Below are 17,551 nucleotides of genomic sequence, written 5' to 3'. Positions count from 1 at the left end.
CCGCGCTCACCGCGCGATCGTCTCGCCGTCAGGACAGCCGCTCCCGTGCGGTCGTCCGGGTCACCGGCCGCGTCCTCGGGCGAGCACCGGCGGGCCCGGCGTCCGGGTCCGCGCCCGCCGGGTCCGGCACCGCCTCGGCCATGCGCCGCAGCCGCCGCTTCTGCCGTACGGCGTTCCAGGTGAGCCACCCGAGGAACACCGCCGAGAAGACGGCGTAGCCGACGGCCACCGGCGGGTCGGCCGTGACGGCGACGCCCACCGCGACCAGGCCGAGCAGCACGAACATGCCGGCGAGGGCCCACTTCCCGTGCCGGGTGGCGTGCTGCCGGTGTGCCACCAGCCGCGCCATCGCCTGCCGCTCGTCGGCGTCCTCGGGCACCTCGCCGCGCCGCAGCTTCTCCTCCAGCGTCACGACCGTCCGGTCCGAGCCGCCGGTCACCCGCTTCTCCTTGCGCCGCCGTGCGTAGACGACGCCCGCGCCGGCGGCGGAGATCCCGGCGACCCGCAGGAGCACCTCCCACCAGGGGCGGCCGGGACTGAACAGCGTGATCACCACCGTGGCGGCGACCACCGAGAGGAGGATCGTCGCCCACAGGTGTTCACCGAGCCACGCGTTGAGACGTCTCATGACACAACTCCCCTTTGCCCGCCGCCGGTTGACTTGGCCACGTGTGCCCCGGAACCGGCCGGCCATGGCAGCCGGTTTCCGTGACTTGCCGGGCGGGTCCCGGGGGTACACGCGGATGGCAGGTCCCGTCCCGGACGAAGGAGGAGACACGATGACCGACTCGTCGATGAGGGCCGTGGGCTGGGCCCGGAGCTTCCCCGTGTCGGGGGGCGTACGGGAGGGGCGGCGCTGGGCGCGCGACCACCTGCGGTCACTGGGGTGGACGGAGGACGCCCCCGAGACCGTGGACGACGTCCTGCTCACGGTCTCGGAGCTGATCACCAACGCCCACGTCCACGCGCACAGTTCCGCCCAGCTCGTCCTGACCTGGGACAGCCGGTGCCTGCACGTGAGCGTCCACGACGAGGACGGCAGCGGGGTGCCCGCGCCGCGCACGCCCGACGCCACCTCGCCGGGCGGCCGGGGGCTCGCCCTCGTCGACGCGGTGTCGGACCACTGGCACGCCCACGCCCAGGCCCACGGCAAGACGATCACCGCGTGCTTCACCCCCGTGGTCACCGGCTGACGCGCGGACGGCCCGCCCCGTGGAGGGGCGGGCCGTCCGAAGAGAACCGTGTATCAGGGTGTTTCAGTGGCGGAAGGCGTCCTTCGTGTTCTCCTTCGCCTGCCGCAGGTCTCCCTTGGACTGCTCGGCGCGTCCTTCGGCTTCCATCCGCTCGTTGCCGAGGGCACGCCCGAGGGTCTCCTTGACCTTGCCCTTGGTCTGCTCGGTCTTGGCCTGGGCCTTCTCGTCGGCCGCCATCGGAATCACACTCCCACACAATCGACTACGGGATTGATGGGGCTTGTTGCCGCGCCTCCGCCCGCCAAACCCATGAAATTCCCGGAAGAAAATTCCGTTTCCGATTGTGTGATCTTCTTTAGGCCGGGCACAAGCGGGCTCGGAGGTTGATAAACATGGTCCCGCTTCTTCTCGTCCTTCTTCTCGCCGTCATCCTTTTCGGTGCAGGTTTCGCCCTCAAGGCGCTCTGGTGGATCGCGGCCATCGTGCTGGTCGTCTGGCTGGTCGGCTTCCTGGTCCGCCCGGCCGGTCATGGAGGCAGCCGTGGCCGCTGGTACCGCTGGTAGTACCTACGGACACTGACACCCCGTCACCACGGATGCCGGGTACCGCCTCACCCGAGGCGGTACCCGGCATCCGTGGTTTCGCGCGCGGTCCGGCGCCGGTCAGCGCCGGGTGGCCGGGACACGCGGCGGGACCCCGGCGCCGTCCACCGCCGCCCGGTCGCGCAGCTCGGCGTACCAGCGGGCGCACGCCTCGAAGGACGGCAGCAGGCCCGTGCGCTCGGCCTCGGCGAGCGTGGGCGCGGCGGCGTCCTTCTCGGAGAGCACGGGGGTGAGTCCGGCCGGCCAGCCGATGGCGAGGTCCGGGTCGAGCGGGTGGACGCCGTGCTCGCGGGCGGGGGCGTAGCCGCGGGAGCAGAGGTAGACGACGGTGGCGTCGTCGGTGAGCGCCATGAACGCGTGGCCGAGCCCCTCGGCGAGGTGGACCGCCCGGTGCTCCCGGTCGTCGAGCGGGACGGCCTCCCAGGCCCGGTAGGTGGGCGAGCCGGTGCGCAGGTCGACGACCACGTCGAGGACGGCGCCGCGGACGCAGGTGACGTACTTGGCCTGGCCCGGCGGTACGTCGGCGAAGTGGACGCCCCGGAGGGTGCCCCGGGCGGAGACCGAGCAGTTCGCCTGGGCGAGCCCGAGCCCGTAACCCGCCGCCTCGTGGAGTTCGGGCGCCCTGAACCATTCGTGGAAGCTGCCGCGTTCGTCCCGGAAGACCCGCGGCTCCATGACCCAGGCGCCTTCGATGCTCAGTGCGCGCAACGGAGTCCCACCGTCCTTTCGTGTCGGTGGACTCAACCGCCCCGCCCGCCGCGCGTCACCCCGGGCGCCGCCGACCGGGTGACGGCGGGCCGTCAGGCCTTGAGCGCGGCGACCGCGGCGGAGGCCAGGTCGTCGAGGTAGCCCTCGGGCAGGGGTGTGCGGACCACGACCAGGCGCCAGTAGAGCGGTCCGACGATCAGGTCCAGGGCCCGGTCGGGGTCGGCGCCCGCGGGCAGTTCGCCACGGGCGACCGCGTCACGGACGACGAGCGCGGCCACGCCCTGCTGGCCGTCGAGCAGGGCCGCCTTGATGGCGTCGGCGATCTCGGGGTGGCGGGCCGCCTCGACGAGGAGGTCCGGGATGACCTGGGAGGCGACCGGGTGGCGCAGGGCGTGCGCGGCGACCTCCAGCAGGGCGCGGACGTCCCCGTACAGGGAGCCGGTCGCGGGGGCGGGCAGGCCCTGGGCGGCGAACGCCGTCAGCAGGTCGAGGACGAGCGACAGCTTGGACTTCCAGCGCCGGTAGACGGCGGTCTTGCCGACGCCCGCGCGCCGGGCGATGCCCTCGATGGACATGCGGGCGAAGCCGACCGCGGCCAGCTCCTCGAAGACGGCGGCGCGGATCGCCTCGGTGACGTCCTCCCGGAGTACGGCGGCTCCGGCGGGCTGCCGGCGGGACGGCGGTGTGCTCATGCCCGGATCATAGCGCCACCCTCACGTGACGACGGGACGGTTGCGTTCCGACGTACGACCGTCCTACTCTCCCCGTAGCGACGAAACGGTCCCGTTCCGTCGCTTACCCGTTCCATGCCGAGGGAGACCGCCCTGGTGAGCACCGCCCTGGTGAGTACGCCGACACTCGCACCCCCGCCGCCGGACACCGAGGACCTGCGCGCGCTCGCCCTCCGGCACGGGCTGTCCGTCAGCGGAGCCCGGCCCTCCCTCCCGGAGTACACCCGGCAGCTCTGGTCGCGGCGGCACTTCATCACCGCGTTCGCGACCGCCCGCCTGACCGCCCAGTACAGCCAGGCGCGGCTCGGTCAGCTGTGGCAGGTGATGACCCCGCTGCTGAACGCGGCGGTCTACTACTTCATCTTCGGCGTGCTGATGAACACCCGGGAGGGCGTGCCCGACTTCGTGCCGTTCCTGGTCACGGGCGTGTTCATCTGGACCTTCACCGCGAGTTCAATCACCGCGGGGACGCGCGCGATCAGCGGCAACATCGGGCTCGTACGGGCCCTGCACTTCCCCCGCGCCAGCCTGCCGGTCTCGCTCGCGCTGCAACAGCTCCAGCAGCTGGCCTTCTCGCTGTGCGCCCTGGTGATCATCCTGTTCTGCTTCGGCGTCGCACCGGGCTGGTCCTGGCTGCTGGCCGTCCCGGCCCTGTTCCTCCAGTTCCTGTTCAACACGGGCGTGTCCCTGGTGCTGGCGCGGCTCGCCGCCCGCACGCCGGACATCGCGCAGCTGATGCCGTTCGTGCTGCGCACGTGGATGTACGTGTCGGGGGTGATGTGGAGCGTCGAGCACGTCCTGGCGAAGAACCACCTGCCGCACGCGCTGCTGCTGGCCCTGGAGTGCAACCCGGCCGCCGTCTACATCGACCTCGTGCGCTTCGCGCTCATCGACAGCTTCACCTCCGCCCAGTTGCCTCCGCACGTCTGGGCCGTGGCGGCGGGCTGGGCGCTGGTCGCCGCGGTGGGCGGGTTCATCTGGTTCTGGAAGGCAGAGGAGACGTACGGCCGTGGCTGAGACGATCGCCGTGGAGCGGATCCCGACCGTCGTCGCCGACGGCGTGCACATCACCTACACCGTCCAGGGCGCCTGGAAGGCCGGCAGGGGCGGCGCGACGGCCGCCCTCGGCCGGATCCTGTCCCGTACGCGGTCCGGTCCGCGCGCGGCGCCGCCGGGCACCCGGACGGTCCATGCCGTCAAGGGCGTCAGCTTCGCCGCGTACAAGGGTGAGGCGATCGGGCTGATCGGCTCCAACGGCTCGGGCAAGTCCACCCTGCTGAAGGCGGTCGCGGGCCTGCTGCCGCCCAGCGAGGGCCGGATCTACACCCATGGCCAGCCATCCCTCCTGGGGGTGAACGCCGCCCTGATGGGTGACCTGACCGGTGAGCGCAACGTCATCCTGGGCGGGCTCGCGATGGGGATGTCGCGCGAGCAGATCCAGGAGCGCTACCAGGACATCGTCGACTTCTCGGGGATCAACGAGAAGGGCGACTTCATCTCGCTGCCGATGCGGACGTACTCCTCCGGCATGGGCGCCCGGCTGCGGTTCTCCATCGCCGCCGCCAAGTCCCACGACGTCCTGCTGATCGACGAGGCGCTGGCCACCGGCGACGCGAGGTTCCAGCGCCGCAGCCAGGAGCGGATCGCCCGGCTGCGGGAACAGGCCGGGACGGTCTTCCTCGTCAGCCACAGCAACGGGGCGATCCGGGAGACCTGCGACCGGGCGCTCTGGCTGGAGGCCGGACGGCTGCTGATGGACGGCCCCGCGGGGGAGGTCGTTGACGCATATGAGGCACACACCAGGAAGAAATAGGTCATATCGGGCTAAAGTTCCCAGCGATGACCATCTCCAGGATCAGCGCACGCCGCACGCCCATCTTCACGGACCGGTCAGCCGCCCTGCCGCTGACCGCCGTATGGGCCGTCACGCGCGCCGGGATGCTCCTGCTCCTGTGGCGCGACACCCTCGGGATCGGCGGGATCGGCCGCGAGGTCTACCTGCTGTACCGGCACTGGTACCACCAGCTCGCGCACGGCACCTTCCCGCCCGACGACGTCACCTGGCAGTACCCGCCCGGTGCCGGGCTGGTCTTCCTGGCCCCGGGCCAGCTGCCGGAGCTGACGTACTACCAGGCGTTCGTCGTCCTGACCCTGGTCGCCGACGCCGTCGTCACCTTCGCCCTCGCCCGCGCGGGCAGCAGCGGCGCCTGGCTGTGGGTGGCCGGCCTGCCGCTGCTGCTGCACCTGCCCCTGGCGCGGTACGACGTCCAGGTCACCGCCGTCGCCGTGCTCGGCCTGCTGGCCCTGCGCGGCGGGCACGCCCGGCTCGGCGGCACGCTCGCCGGGCTCGGCGCCATGATCAAGGTGTGGCCGCTGCTCACCCTGATCGGCACGCCCCGCGGGCACCTCACCCGCCGGGCGTGGACGGCGGCCCTCGTCGCGGCGGGCGTGCTGCTCGCCGTACTGACCCTGGCGTTCTCCCACACCCTGGACTTCGCCCGCCAGCAGGGTAGCCGGGGCGTCCAGATCGAGTCCGTGGGCGGCACCGCGCTCTCGCTGGCGAAGCTGGCCGGATGGTGGCCCGGTGAGGTCCGCTACCGGTACGGCGCCTTCGAGCTGACCGGGCCGTACGCCTCCAGCGCCGCCCACTTCGCGCTGCTGCTCACCGGGCTCGCCTTCTGCTGGCTGCTGCTGTGGCGGGTGCGGTCCTGGCAGTGGAGCGCGGCCACCCCGGTGGACGCCGCCTTCACCGCGGTGCTGCTGTTCACGGTGACCAGCCGGGTGATCAGCCCCCAGTACATGGTCTGGCTCCTGGGCCTCGGCGCGGTCTGCCTGACCTGCCGGGACACCGGCCAGCGGGCGGTCGCCCTGCTGATGCTCCCCGCGGCGGCGCTCAGCGCGCTCGCCTACCCGATCCTCTACGACGACGTCATCAACGTCACCCCGCTCGGGTGCGCCGTGGTCGCGCTGCGCAACGGGCTGCTGGTCGCCGCCGCGCTGCTGTCGTGCCGGCGGCTGTGGGCGGAGACCGTACCGGGCCCGCCCTCGCTCAAGGGCCTGTGAGACGTCAAGGGCCTGTGAGACGCGCGAACGCGAGAAGGGGCACCCCGGGCGGGGTGCCCCCTCGTCACGTACCGCCGCCGGTCAGCTGTGCGTACGCAGCAGGGTCCGCATCGTGCGCATCGCGACCGACAGGTTCGCCAGGTCGAAGTCGTCCGAGCCCTGGATCTCCTCCAGCGTCGTGCGCGCCCGGCCGAGGAGCGCCGCGTTCTTGTCCTCCCAGGCCTTGAACCGCTCCTCGGGCGTCGAGGTGCCGTTCCCGGCCGACAGCACGTCCGCGGTGAGCGCGGCGTGCGCCGCGTACAGGTCCTCGCGGATCGAGGCACGGGCCATCGACTGCCAGCGGTCGGCCCGCGGCAGCTCGATGATCCGGTCCATCAGCTGGGTGATGGAGAGCCGGTCCGCCAGGTCGTAGTACACCTCGGCGACCGCCATCGGGTCCTTGCCCGTCCGGTCCGCGATCGCGACGATGTCCAGCGTCGGGAACGCGGACGAGAAGCCCGCCACCCGCAGCGCCAGCTCCTCCGGCACGCCCTCCGAGGTGAGCTCCGCGACGATCGACTCGTACCACTCCTGGTCGGCGCCGCGCAGCATCTGCGGCAGCTTCGCCCACACCTGCTCCACGCGCGCCGCGAAGAACTCGACGGTCTCGGCGAGCTGCACCGGCTGCGGCCGGTTGCCCAGCAGCCAGCGCGTACCGCGCTCGACCAGACGCCGCGAGTGCAGCCGGATCCGGGTCTGGACGTCGGCGTCGACCCGGTTGTCCAGGGCCTCCACGGCGTCCCAGACCTCGCCGAGCCCGAAGATCGCCCGGGCGGCGGTCTGGGCCCGCACGATCTCCTCGATCGACGCGCCCGTCTCCTCCCGCAGCCGGTGCAGGAAGGTGGAGCCACCGGTGTTGACGGTGTCGTTGACCAGCACCGTGGTGATGATCTCGCGGCGCAGCGCGTGGGCGTCGATCTGCTCGGCGAACTCGTCGCGCAGCTTCGTCGGGAAGTACGCGTGCAGCAGCTCGCGCAGGTAGGGGTCGTCCGGCAGGTCCGTGTGGATCAGCTCGTCCGCCACCGTGATCTTGGTGTACGCGAGGAGGACGGCCAGCTCGGGCTGGCTGAGCCCCTTGCCCGCGTTGAGCAGCTCACGGATCTGGCGGTCGTTGGGCAGGAACTCCAGCGCCCGGTCCAGCCGGCCCTCGCGGCCCAGGCGGCGCATGAAGCGCTGGTGGGCGTGGAGCAGCGACGGGGACTGCTTGACGGCGTTGGCCAGGGCCACGTTCTGCGCGTAGTTGTTGCGCAGCACCAGCGAGCCGACCTCGTCGGTCATCTCCGCGAGGATCTTGTTGCGCTGCTTGACGGTCATGTCGCCGTCGGCGACCAGGCCGTTGAGCAGGATCTTGATGTTCACCTCGTGGTCGGAGGTGTCCACGCCCGCGCTGTTGTCGATGGCGTCGGTGTTGACCTTGCCGCCCTCGCCCTCGGGGCCACCCTTACGGGCGAACTCGATCCGGCCGAGCTGGGTCAGGCCCAGGTTGCCGCCCTCGCCGACGACCTTCACCCGAAGGTCCTCGCCGTCGACGCGGATGGCGTCGTTGGCCTTGTCGCCGACGTCCGCGTGCGACTCGGTGCCGGCCTTGACGTACGTACCGATGCCGCCGTTCCACAGCAGGTCGACCGGCGCCTTGAGGATCGCCTGCATCAGCTCGGCCGGGGTCACCTTGGTGGCCGTCCCCTCGATCCCGAGGGCGGCGCGCATGTGGGCGTTGACCGGGATCGACTTGGCCGTACGCGGGTGGATGCCGCCGCCCTGCGACAGCAGCGTCTTGTCGTAGTCGGCCCAGGAGCTGCGCGGCAGCTCGAACAGCCGGCGCCGCTCGGCGTACGAGACGGCCGCGTCCGGGTTCGGGTCGATGAAGATGTGCCGGTGGTCGAAGGCCGCCACCAGCCGGATGTGCTCCGACAGCAGCATGCCGTTGCCGAACACGTCACCGGACATGTCGCCGACGCCGACGACCGTGAAGTCCTGCGTCTGGGTGTCGTGGCCCAGCTCGCGGAAGTGCCGCTTCACCGACTCCCAGGCGCCGCGGGCGGTGATGCCCATGCCCTTGTGGTCGTAGCCGGCCGAGCCACCGGACGCGAACGCGTCACCCAGCCAGAAGCCGTACGCGACGGCGACCTCGTTGGCGATGTCGGAGAACGTCGCCGTGCCCTTGTCGGCGGCGACCACGAGGTACGTGTCGTCCTCGTCGTGCCGGACGACGTCGGCCGGCGGCACGACCTCACCCGCGACCATGTTGTCGGTGATGTCGAGGAGCGCCGAGATGAACGTCTTGTAGCTGGCGATGCCCTCCGCCATCCAGGCGTCCCGGTCGACGGCCGGGTCCGGGAGCTGCTTGGCGACGAACCCGCCCTTGGCGCCGACCGGCACGATGACGGTGTTCTTCACCATCTGTGCCTTGACCAGGCCGAGGATCTCGGTACGGAAGTCCTCGCGCCGGTCCGACCAGCGCAAGCCGCCCCGCGCGACCTTGCCGAAGCGCAGGTGGACGCCCTCGACGCGCGGCGAGTACACCCAGATCTCGAACGCGGGGCGCGGCGCCGGCAGGTCGGGGATCGCCTGCGGGTCGAACTTCATCGACACGTAGTCGTGCGGCTCGCCGTCCTTCTTCTTCTGGAAGAAGTTGGTGCGCAGCGTCGCCTTGATGACGGTGAGGAAGGAGCGGAGGATGCGGTCCTCGTCGAGGGAGGCGACCTGGTCCAGCGCGCCGTCCAGCTCCTCCAGCAGCCCGTCGGTCAGCTCGGTGCCGGCCCGCTGCCGCTCCGGCGCCATCCGCGCCTCGAACAGCGACACCAGCAGCCGGGTGGTGTGGACGTTGTGGCGGAGGGTGTCCTCCATGTAGTCCTGGCTGAACGTCGAGCCGGCCTGCCGCAGGTACTTGGCGTACGCGCGCAGCACCATCGCCTCGCGCCAGGTCAGGCCCGCGCTGAGCACCAGCGCGTTGAACCCGTCGTTCTCGGCCCGGCCGGTCCAGGTCGCGGCGAACGCCTCCTGGAACCGCTCGCGGGCGTCGTCGGCGAGGTAGTCGCCGCCCGCCGTCCCGTGCGGCATGCGCATGCCGAAGTCGTAGATCCATGCCTGTGTACGGTCCGCGCAGCGCAGCTCGTACGGCCGCTCGTCGACGACCTCGACGCCGAGCCGGTTGAGCACCGGCAGCACGGCGGAGAGGGAGATCTGCGCACCGGTCTTGTAGATCTTGAAGCGGCGCTCGCCGGGGCCCGCGCCGACCGGCTCGTACAGCGAGAGCGCGAAGTCCTTCTCGCCCCGGACCAGCTGCTCCAGGTGCGACAGGTCGGAGACCGCGGCACGCGGGGTGTGGTCGGCCTTGTAGCCCTCGGGGAAGGAGTTGCCGTACCGGCGCAGCAGCTCGGCCGCGCGCTCCTCGCCCACCTCGGCGTTGAGCGCCTCGGCGAAACCGTCCTCCCACGAGCGGGCGGCCTCGACCAGCCGGGCCTCGATGCGCTCGGAGTCGGCGTCCGTCAGCGGCGTCAGCTCGGTGCCCTGCGGCACGCGGACCACGAAGTGCAGCCGGGACAGGATCGACTCGGTGTTCCAGGCCGTGAAGTCGACACTGGTGCCGCCGAGCTCCTCCTTCAGGATGTCGATGATCCGCAGCCGGACGGTGGTGTTGAACCGGTCCCGCGGCAGGTAGACCAGCGCGGAGTAGTAGCGGCCGTACTCGTCCTGGCGGAGGTAGAGCCGCAGCTTGCGGCGCTCCTGGAGGTACAGCACGCTCGTGGCGATCGACTCCAGCTGGTCGACCGGCGTCTGGAACAGCTCGTCGCGCGGGTACGTCTCCAGGATCTGGAGCAGGTCGCGGCCGTCGTGGCTGTTGGGCGAGAAGCCCGCCTTCTCCAGGACCTCGGCGACCTTGCGGCGGATCACCGGCACGCGGCGCACGGACTCGGTGTACGCGGCCGAGGAGAACAGGCCCAGGAAGCGGCGCTCGCCGACGACGTTGCCGTCCTTGTCGAACTTCTTGACCCCGACGTAGTCGAGGTAGGACGGCCGGTGCACGGTGGCGCGGCTGTTCGCCTTGGTGAGGATGAGCAGCTTGTGCTCGCGGGCCTTGGCGCGGGCGTCACGCGGCAGCCGGTTGAACGACGGCGAGACCGGGTGCGCCTCGTCGTCGCTGTGCTGCGGGTCGGAGCGGAGGATGCCGAGACCGGTGCCGGCGACGGCGGCCAGCGCGTCGTCGCCGGTCAGCTCGTACTCGCGGTAGCCCAGGAAGGTGAAGTGGTCCTCGGCGAGCCAGCGCAGCAGCTCGCGCGCCTCCTCGACCTCGGAGTCGCGCAGGTCGTCGGCGATGGGCTCGCGGGGCAGCTCGTCGGCGATGCGCAGGGCGCAGTCGCGCATCTTCTCCCAGTCCTCGACCGTCTCGCGGACGTCGGACAGGACGCGCAGCAGGTCGGCGGTGATCTGCTTGAGGTCGGCGCGGTCGGTCTCGCGGTCGATCTCGACGTGAATCCAGGACTCGACGAGGGCGTCGTGCGCCTTCTTGTCGCCGCCGCTCCTGTCACCGTCGGGCAGAACCTCGATCAGCTTGCCGGTCACGTCACGGCGGACGACGACCTGCGGGTGGATCACGACGTGGATGCCGCGGCCCTGCCGGGACAGCTCGTTGGTCACCGAGTCGACCAGGAACGGCATGTCGTCCGTGACCACCTCGACGACGGAGTGGCTGCACGTCCAGCCGTTCTCCTCGACGGTGGGCGTGTGCACCCGGACACTCGCGGTGCCCTGGGGACGGTTCTCGGCCAGCCGGTAGTGCGAAAGGGCCGCGCCGAAGACGTCGACCGGGTCACGGTCCGTGAGGTCCTCGGGTGCGGTGTGCAGGTAGTAGCGCTGGAGGTACTCGAGAACGACGTCCTGGCCCGGACGCTTCCCGTTCTCGGACCCAGTCTGGAGTTGCCCCCCGACCGGGCTGTTCTCAGCTACCCGGGCGGCCCGTTCGAGCAGCTCGGCCTTGGCTTCGTCCAGCTTGGTCTGCATGTCCTCTGGCTCCTGTCGCGCGCCGTTGCGTGACGTAGGTGAAAGAAGTGACACAACGCCACGACGCGGGGTATCCGGTCTGAGGCGACGTTATGCCGCGATGAGAGATGTCCGGGCCGTATTTGGCCAATTTTGGCGACCGGGCCGGATGGGACGGATCAGCGATCACCCGGGCACGGTGGCACTCCGGGCGCAGGCCGGGGGCTCCGCTGCCCCCATGGCGTATCGCGCTGATCACGGGTCAAGGCTATCGCCCTTGCCCCCCGGCCCGTCATGAGCCGTATGTGTACAAAACCCGGCCCCGAAGTTTGACACTCTGGACAGCGACACGTGTGCCCGAAGAGAGGCAGGCAGTGATGACCACGAGAATCCTGATCGTCACCGGCGACGCGGCGGAATCCCTGGAGGTCCTGTACCCGTACCAGCGACTGCGCGAAGAGGGGTACGAGGTGCACATCGCCGCCCCCACGCGCAAGACGCTCCGGTTCGTCGTGCACGACTTCGAGCCGGGCTACGACACGTACACCGAGAAACCCGGCTACACCTGGCCGGCCGACCTCGCGTTCTCGGAGGTGGAACCCAGCCGGTACGCCGCCGTCGTGGTCCCCGGCGGCCGGGCCCCGGAGTACCTGCGCAACGACCCGGAACTGCGCAAGATCCTCAAGTCCTTCTTCGACGCCGACAAGCCGGTCGCCCAGATCTGCCACGGCCCCCTGCTGACGGCGGCGGTCGGCGCGCTCGACGGCCGCCGGGTCACCGCCTACCCGGCGCTGGAACTCGACATGCAGGCCGCAGGCGCCACGTTCCAGGACACGGAAGCCGTCGTCGACGGCACCCTGGTCTCCTCCCGCGCCTGGCCGGACCACCCCACCTGGATGCGCGAGTTTCTCCAGGTCCTCCGCACGAAGAACCCCCCGACCTGACGGTCACCTGCGGCCGCCCGATCCGTCGGTCTCGTTGTGGGCAATCGTTCCGCAGGCCGGCTCCCGCCACGTTGTGGGCAATCGTCCCGCTGGGGCAGTCCCCCACCCTCACCCCACTCCCGTTGTGGGCAATCGTTCCGCAGGGCGGAACGGGTGGGCACAACGGGACCGGGGCGGTGCCTGTTCTCGGTTCGCCCGGGGGCGGTGCCTTGGGTGCGGTGACCCCCGGTGGGGTGGGGGCGTGGCCCCTCCGGGCTCGCCTCCTCGGGGCCGGCGGCCTCGGGTTACGCGCAGGGGAGCCCCGGCGACGCCGCCGGTCCCCTGCGGGGGCGACCCTGCACGGCCCCACCCCGGGTACGTCGCCGACTGCGGGACGTGGGCCGCTACGCGGCCAGTTCCTCCGCCACCGCCACCGCCTCCTCCAGCGTGTCAACCACCGGCACCCCCACCACCTCAAGGCTCGCCCGGCTGTGCGAACCGCCCGTGTACAGCACCGCCCTCGCGCCCACGTGCGCCGCCGCCACCGCGTCGTCCGCCGCGTCCCCGATCACCACGATCCGCTCCGGCGGCACGCCCTCCAGCGCCACCAGGTGCCGCACCATGTGCTCCGCCTTGCCGGCCGTGGACTCACCGATCCGCCCGTCGACGCGCACGAAGTGCTCCTCGATGCCGTGCCGCCGCACGATCGGCACCAGCAGCTCGTGCGGGGCCAGCGAGAGCAGCGACTGCGTGAGCCCCGCGGCCCGCCGGCCCGCCAGCAGCTCCGCCGCGCCGGCCGCCAGCCGGCACAGCTCGGCCCGCACCCAGTAGTGCCGGTGGAACGCCTCGTCCATCACGAGCCACTCCGCATGGGTCGGCATGCGCCCCATCAGTCGCTCGTAGAACAGCGGAACCGGTACGCAGTACAGCTCCCGGTACCGGGCCAAGGTGATCGGCTCCAGGCCTATCTCCTCGAACGCGGCGTTCGTCGCCGCTATGACCGCGTCGATGTCGTCGAGCAGCGTGCCGTTCCAGTCCCACACCAGGTGGGTGTCGCGCTTCCCCATCCCCAAAAGGTACCGGCACGGCCGGAGACCGGGAATCAGCCGATCAGCGCGGGAATCTCCTGCACCCCGAACCACAGCAGCTCGTGGTCCTCCGCCCCGTCCACCACGAACTGCGCGTCGTCGTCGCCGTGGTCCGCCGCACCGAGGGCGTCCGCCGCGGCGGACACGTCGGCCCCGGCGTCGTCCGCGTCCGCGTGCACCGCCGCCGCCTTGGCCAGCGGAACCGCCCGCGCGATGCGCACCTCGCCCACCGAGGAGGCCTCCAGCGCCCCGTCGGGATCGGCGACCGCCGCCCCGTCCGGTACGTCGACGGCCACGACGACCCTGCGCCGCGCCGCGGACGGGTCGGCGGCCAGCAGCCGCAGCGACGCGGCCGCCGCACGGTTCAGCGCGGCGTACTCCAGTTCCTCGATGTCGTCCGAGACGTACCACTCGCGCAGCCCGGGGGTCACCGCGTACGCGGTGAGCGGGCCGGGGCCCAGCTCGCCCGCCCTGTGCGCCTGTGCGAGACCGGGGAGGGTCAGGGGGACGTACACGCGCATGACAGGCCGCTTTCGTAGTCGACGGACGCCCTCAGGATACGTGGGGAGTCCCCCTTCGGGGCCGCCGCCCGGCAGCCCGCCCGGTCCACCCCGTGCCCCGCGTCACCCGGTGCCGTGCCGCCGTCGCACGGGTGCCCTCACCCGGATAGGTGATCCGGTCATGAATACGGCACCGGCTCCGGCGGTGATTGCGGCCCGCCCCGCCGTCCCCGTAGAAGATCACCAACGCAAGTTACTGCCCGGTAAGACCAGCCGGGTCACACGGAACGGGGGCGATCAGTATGAGCACGACCGCAACCAGGGGGACGTCCGGTCCGGCCCGCCGCCGCCACCAGCGCGGCCCCTCCGCGGCCCGGCCGGCGGGCGCGCCGACACCCGTCCGGCGCCCGCTCCCGCCCCACATCGTCTTCGCGGAACGGCTGCTCGCCGTCCTCAGCGGGGAGCGCCCGGTCCACTGGATGCTCGGCCAGACCGTCGGCGAGGCGTACGACCAGCTGATCGGCCTCGCCCCCACCACCCCCCTGCGCGCCCGCGGCGCACGCCCCGTCATCCGGCGCTGCGGCTGCTTCCCGCTGCGCCCGGGTGTGATCGAGGCGTTCGCGAGCATCGGGGCGGGCGACCAGGTCCGGGCCATGGCCTTCCGCCTGGAGCAGGGCACCGACCGCAGGTGGCGCTGCGCCGCCGTGGAACTCGGCGGCGAACGCCTGTGACGCCGACGGGGCCGGGCGCGCGACGTTCCGTCGCGCGCCCGGCCCCGGGCCACCTCTCGTCAGGAGGCGTCACTTCTTGCGGCGACGCCCGCCCTTCTGGGCCTTGCGCCGCTCGGCGCGCGTCATGCCGTCCGCACCGGACGGGCCCGCGTCACCGTTCTCGAAGTCGCCCTCGATGACACCGCCCTCACCGTCCACGGTCGGCGCGGAGAAGTGCAGCCGGTCGGGCCGCTGCGGCGCGTCCAGGCCCTTGGCCCGGATCTCCGGACGCCCGGCACCCGCCTGCGCCGGCACGGCGTCCTCCTTGGCCAGCGACGGCCGGGCGGCGGCGTCCTGGACCGGGACCTCCTCGACCTGCTGCTCGACCTGGACCTCCAGGTTGAACAGGTAGCCGACGGACTCCTCCTTGATGCCCTCCATCATGGCGGTGAACATGTCGAAGCCCTCGCGCTGGTACTCGACCAGCGGGTCCTTCTGCGCCATCGCGCGCAGGCCGATGCCCTCCTGGAGGTAGTCCATCTCGTAGAGGTGCTCGCGCCACTTGCGGTCCAGGACCGACAGGACCACGCGCCGCTCCAGCTCACGCATGATGTCGGAGCCGAGCTGCTTCTCGCGCGCGTCGTACTGCTCGTGGATGTCGTCCTTGACGGACTCCGCGATGAACTCGGAGGTGATACCGGCCCGGTCGCCGGCCGCCTCCTCCAGCTCCTCGATCGTGACCTTGCAGGGGTAGAGCTGCTTGAAGGCGCCCCACAGCCGCTCCAGGTCCCACTCCTCGGCGAAGCCCTCCACGGTCTCCGCCTCGATGTAGGCGTCGATCGTGTCGTCCATGAAGTGCTGGATCTGCTCGTGCAGGTCCTCGCCCTCCAGGACGCGGCGGCGCTCGCCGTAGATGACCTCGCGCTGGCGGTTGAGGACCTCGTCGTACTTCAGGACGTTCTTGCGGGTCTCGAAGTTCTGCTGCTCGACCTGCGACTGCGCGGACGCGATCGCGCGCGTGACCATCTTGTTCTCGATCGGCACGTCGTCGGGGACGTTGGCCATCGCCATCACGCGCTCGACCATCTGCGCCTTGAACAGCCGCATCAGGTCGTCGCCGAGCGACAGGTAGAAGCGCGACTCGCCGGGGTCGCCCTGACGGCCGGAGCGACCGCGCAGCTGGTTGTCGATACGGCGCGACTCGTGCCGCTCCGTGCCCAGGACGTACAGCCCGCCGAGGCTCTTGACCTCCTCGAACTCGGCCTTGACGGCGAGTTCGGCCTTCTCCAGCGCCGTGGGCAGGGCCGCGGCCCACTCCTCCACGTGCTCGACCGGGTCGAGACCGCGCTGGCGCAGCTCCGCCTCGGCGAGGTCGTCGGGGTTGCCGCCGAGCTTGATGTCGGTACCGCGGCCGGCCATGTTGGTCGCGACGGTGACGGCGCCCTTGCGGCCGGCCTGGGCGACGATCGACGCCTCACGGTCGTGCTGCTTGGCGTTGAGCACCTCGTGCTGGATGCCGCGCTTGGACAGCTGCTGCGACAGGTACTCGGACTTCTCGACCGAGGTCGTACCGACGAGGATCGGCTGGCCCTTCTTGTGCTTCTCCTCGATGTCGTCGACCACCGCGGCGAACTTGGCGACCTCGGTGCGGTAGATCAGGTCCGACTGGTCCTTGCGGATCATCGGCCGGTTCGTCGGGATCGGGACGACGCCCAGCTTGTAGATCTGGTGGAACTCGGCCGCCTCGGTCATGGCCGTACCGGTCATGCCGGAGAGCTTGTCGTAGAGACGGAAGAAGTTCTGGAGGGTGATCGTGGCGAGGGTCTGGTTCTCGTCCTTGATGTCCACCCCTTCCTTCGCCTCGATCGCCTGGTGCATGCCCTCGTTGTAGCGGCGGCCGGCGAGGATACGGCCGGTGTGCTCGTCGACGATCATGACTTCGCCGTCGATGACGACGTAGTCCTTGTCCTTCTTGAACAGTTCCTTGGCCTTGATGGCGTTGTTCAGGTACCCGACGAGGGGGGTGTTCACCGACTCGTACAGGTTGTCGATGCCCAGCCAGTCCTCGACCTTGGCGACACCGGACTCGTGGATGGCGACGGTGCGCTTCTTCTCGTCGACCTCGTAGTCGCCGGTCTCCTCGATGCCCTTGAGGGGGTTTCCGGGCTCGCCCCTCTTGAGGCGGGTGACCAGCTTGGCGAAGTCGCCGTACCACTTGGTGGCCTGGTCGGCCGGGCCGGAGATGATCAGCGGCGTACGGGCCTCGTCGACCAGGATGGAGTCGACCTCGTCGACACAGGCGAAGTTGTGGCCGCGCTGGACGAGCTCGTCCTTGGACCACGCCATGTTGTCGCGCAGGTAGTCGAAGCCGAACTCGTTGTTCGTGCCGTACGTGATGTCGCAGTTGTACATCTCGCGGCGCTGCGCCGGCGACATGTTCGCCAGGATGCAGCCGACCGTCAGGCCGAGGAACTTGTGGACGCGGCCCATCATCTCGGAGTCGCGCTCGGCGAGGTAGTCGTTGACCGTGATGAGGTGCACGCCCTTGCCGGACAGCGCGTTGAGGTACGCCGGGAGCGTGCCGACGAGGGTCTTGCCCTCACCGGTCTTCATCTCGGCGACGTAACCGAGGTGCAGCGCGGCGCCGCCCATCAGCTGGACGTCGTAGTGGCGCTGGCCGAGCACGCGCTTGGCGGCCTCGCGGACCGTGGCGAACGCCTCGGGCATCAGGTCGTCGAGGCTCTCACCGTCGGCGTACCGCTGCTTGTACTCCTCGGTGAGCGCCCGCAACTCGGCGTCGGAGAGGTTGACGAAGTCCTCTTCGATGGAGTTGACCTGGTCCGCGATGCGGTGCAGTTTGCGCAGGATCTTGCCTTCGCCTGCACGCATGAGCTTGTTGAAGACGGACACTGAGGCTGGTCTCCTTGCCGGTCGGGCCTGGCACTAGGTCTTGTCATGGACACTGGCACGGGCACGGCAGGTGGGCCCCACCGCAACGGCCATCGTAAGCGAGG

Annotated in this window: 15 protein-coding genes; 7 read left to right on the top strand and 8 right to left on the bottom strand. The window is 70.9% G+C overall.

From position 1 onward, the window contains the following. Positions 1–28: 28 nt before the first annotated feature. Positions 29–628 carry a hypothetical protein gene (locus tag EIZ62_RS20270; protein WP_156694059.1) on the bottom strand — a complete coding sequence of 200 codons (600 nt, stop codon included), beginning with the start codon at positions 626–628 and terminating at the stop codon, positions 29–31. A 151-nt stretch (positions 629–779) separates the two neighbouring features. On the opposite strand from EIZ62_RS20270, the gene EIZ62_RS20265 reads away from it, so the two are divergent. After that, the gene (locus EIZ62_RS20265) at positions 780–1,193 is read left to right on the top strand and encodes an ATP-binding protein (protein WP_167536401.1); all 414 of its coding nucleotides are present in this window, start codon (positions 780–782) and stop codon (positions 1,191–1,193) included. A 63-nt stretch (positions 1,194–1,256) separates the two neighbouring features. Here the strand turns inward: EIZ62_RS20265 and EIZ62_RS20260 are convergent, their stop codons facing one another. Further along, positions 1,257–1,430: a CsbD family protein gene (locus tag EIZ62_RS20260; RefSeq protein WP_156694058.1), complete on the bottom strand. Its 174-nt coding sequence runs from the start codon at positions 1,428–1,430 to the stop codon at positions 1,257–1,259. 155 nt (positions 1,431–1,585) lie between these two features. On the opposite strand from EIZ62_RS20260, the gene EIZ62_RS20255 reads away from it, so the two are divergent. Beyond that, entirely contained in the window at positions 1,586–1,756 is a 171-nt protein-coding gene (locus tag EIZ62_RS20255; protein WP_156694057.1) for a hydrophobic protein, read from the top strand. Positions 1,757–1,855: 99 nt separating this feature from the next. On the opposite strand, the gene EIZ62_RS20250 is transcribed toward EIZ62_RS20255, so the two are convergent. Both EIZ62_RS20250 and EIZ62_RS20245 read right to left on the bottom strand, forming a co-directional pair. Then, complete coding sequence (locus EIZ62_RS20250; RefSeq protein ID WP_156694056.1) at positions 1,856–2,503, bottom strand: dTDP-4-dehydrorhamnose 3,5-epimerase family protein; 648 nt, start codon at positions 2,501–2,503, stop codon at positions 1,856–1,858. A gap of 92 nt (positions 2,504–2,595) precedes the next feature. After that, positions 2,596–3,195 (bottom strand): TetR/AcrR family transcriptional regulator, encoded by a 600-nt coding sequence (locus tag EIZ62_RS20245; protein ID WP_156694055.1) that lies wholly within the window; start codon positions 3,193–3,195, stop codon positions 2,596–2,598. 114 nt (positions 3,196–3,309) lie between these two features. Here EIZ62_RS20245 and EIZ62_RS20240 point away from each other — a divergent pair, with 114 nt between their 5' ends. The 3 genes from EIZ62_RS20240 to EIZ62_RS20230 are packed head-to-tail and all read left to right on the top strand — an operon-like array spanning position 3,310 to position 6,297. Further along, a complete protein-coding gene (locus EIZ62_RS20240) occupies positions 3,310–4,251 on the top strand; it encodes an ABC transporter permease (RefSeq protein WP_156694054.1) in 942 nt (313 codons plus the stop codon). After that, the gene (locus EIZ62_RS20235; protein ID WP_156694053.1) at positions 4,244–5,047 is read left to right on the top strand and encodes an ABC transporter ATP-binding protein; all 804 of its coding nucleotides are present in this window, start codon (positions 4,244–4,246) and stop codon (positions 5,045–5,047) included. The genes EIZ62_RS20240 and EIZ62_RS20235 overlap by 8 nt, the downstream gene beginning before the upstream one ends. A 26-nt stretch (positions 5,048–5,073) precedes the next feature. After that, positions 5,074–6,297 carry a glycosyltransferase family 87 protein gene (locus EIZ62_RS20230; RefSeq protein ID WP_244375836.1) on the top strand — a complete coding sequence of 408 codons (1,224 nt, stop codon included), beginning with the start codon at positions 5,074–5,076 and terminating at the stop codon, positions 6,295–6,297. Between the two features lie 81 nt (positions 6,298–6,378). Here EIZ62_RS20230 and EIZ62_RS20225 read toward each other — a convergent pair whose 3' ends face one another. Beyond that, positions 6,379–11,337 (bottom strand): NAD-glutamate dehydrogenase, encoded by a 4,959-nt coding sequence (locus tag EIZ62_RS20225; protein WP_156694052.1) that lies wholly within the window; start codon positions 11,335–11,337, stop codon positions 6,379–6,381. Between the two features lie 356 nt (positions 11,338–11,693). Between EIZ62_RS20225 and EIZ62_RS20220 the strand changes: the two genes are divergently transcribed. Next, positions 11,694–12,260, top strand: a complete 567-nt coding sequence (locus EIZ62_RS20220; RefSeq protein WP_156694051.1) for a DJ-1/PfpI family protein — start codon at positions 11,694–11,696, stop codon at positions 12,258–12,260. Positions 12,261–12,643: 383 nt separating this feature from the next. Here EIZ62_RS20220 and EIZ62_RS20215 read toward each other — a convergent pair whose 3' ends face one another. Beyond that, positions 12,644–13,306 (bottom strand): HAD family hydrolase, encoded by a 663-nt coding sequence (locus EIZ62_RS20215; RefSeq protein WP_156694050.1) that lies wholly within the window; start codon positions 13,304–13,306, stop codon positions 12,644–12,646. A gap of 35 nt (positions 13,307–13,341) precedes the next feature. Further along, a complete protein-coding gene (locus EIZ62_RS20210; RefSeq protein ID WP_156694049.1) occupies positions 13,342–13,848 on the bottom strand; it encodes a DUF6912 family protein in 507 nt (168 codons plus the stop codon). Positions 13,849–14,129: 281 nt separating this feature from the next. Here EIZ62_RS20210 and EIZ62_RS20205 point away from each other — a divergent pair, with 281 nt between their 5' ends. Beyond that, positions 14,130–14,558 carry an Rv3235 family protein gene (locus EIZ62_RS20205; RefSeq protein WP_156694048.1) on the top strand — a complete coding sequence of 143 codons (429 nt, stop codon included), beginning with the start codon at positions 14,130–14,132 and terminating at the stop codon, positions 14,556–14,558. Positions 14,559–14,627: 69 nt separating this feature from the next. On the opposite strand, the gene secA is transcribed toward EIZ62_RS20205, so the two are convergent. Beyond that, positions 14,628–17,447 carry a preprotein translocase subunit SecA gene (gene secA, locus EIZ62_RS20200; protein WP_156694047.1) on the bottom strand — a complete coding sequence of 940 codons (2,820 nt, stop codon included), beginning with the start codon at positions 17,445–17,447 and terminating at the stop codon, positions 14,628–14,630. Between the last annotated feature and the right edge of the window lie 104 nt (positions 17,448–17,551).

Source organism: Streptomyces ficellus (assembly GCF_009739905.1).
GTDB classification, from domain to species: domain Bacteria; phylum Actinomycetota; class Actinomycetes; order Streptomycetales; family Streptomycetaceae; genus Streptomyces; species Streptomyces ficellus_A.
Note: the sequence above shows the minus strand (reverse complement) of the source record. Positions and strands in the feature narration are given on the sequence as shown.

Bases quoted from the DNA above. Each gene is read 5' to 3' on its own strand.
- EIZ62_RS20205 (WP_156694048.1), top strand. From the start codon at position 14,130: ATGAGCACGACCGCAACCAGGGGGACGTCCGGTCCGGCCCGCCGCCGC.
- EIZ62_RS20265 (WP_167536401.1), top strand. From the start codon at position 780: ATGACCGACTCGTCGATGAGGGCCGTGGGCTGGGCCCGGAGCTTCCCC.
- EIZ62_RS20220 (WP_156694051.1), top strand. From the start codon at position 11,694: ATGACCACGAGAATCCTGATCGTCACCGGCGACGCGGCGGAATCCCTG.
- EIZ62_RS20245 (WP_156694055.1), bottom strand. From the start codon at position 3,195: ATGAGCACACCGCCGTCCCGCCGGCAGCCCGCCGGAGCCGCCGTACTC.
- EIZ62_RS20225 (WP_156694052.1), bottom strand. From the start codon at position 11,337: ATGCAGACCAAGCTGGACGAAGCCAAGGCCGAGCTGCTCGAACGGGCC.
- EIZ62_RS20230 (WP_244375836.1), top strand. From the start codon at position 5,074: ATGACCATCTCCAGGATCAGCGCACGCCGCACGCCCATCTTCACGGAC.
- EIZ62_RS20270 (WP_156694059.1), bottom strand. From the start codon at position 628: ATGAGACGTCTCAACGCGTGGCTCGGTGAACACCTGTGGGCGACGATC.
- EIZ62_RS20210 (WP_156694049.1), bottom strand. From the start codon at position 13,848: ATGCGCGTGTACGTCCCCCTGACCCTCCCCGGTCTCGCACAGGCGCAC.
- EIZ62_RS20255 (WP_156694057.1), top strand. From the start codon at position 1,586: ATGGTCCCGCTTCTTCTCGTCCTTCTTCTCGCCGTCATCCTTTTCGGT.
- EIZ62_RS20215 (WP_156694050.1), bottom strand. From the start codon at position 13,306: ATGGGGAAGCGCGACACCCACCTGGTGTGGGACTGGAACGGCACGCTG.
- EIZ62_RS20240 (WP_156694054.1), top strand. From the start codon at position 3,310: ATGCCGAGGGAGACCGCCCTGGTGAGCACCGCCCTGGTGAGTACGCCG.
- EIZ62_RS20260 (WP_156694058.1), bottom strand. From the start codon at position 1,430: ATGGCGGCCGACGAGAAGGCCCAGGCCAAGACCGAGCAGACCAAGGGC.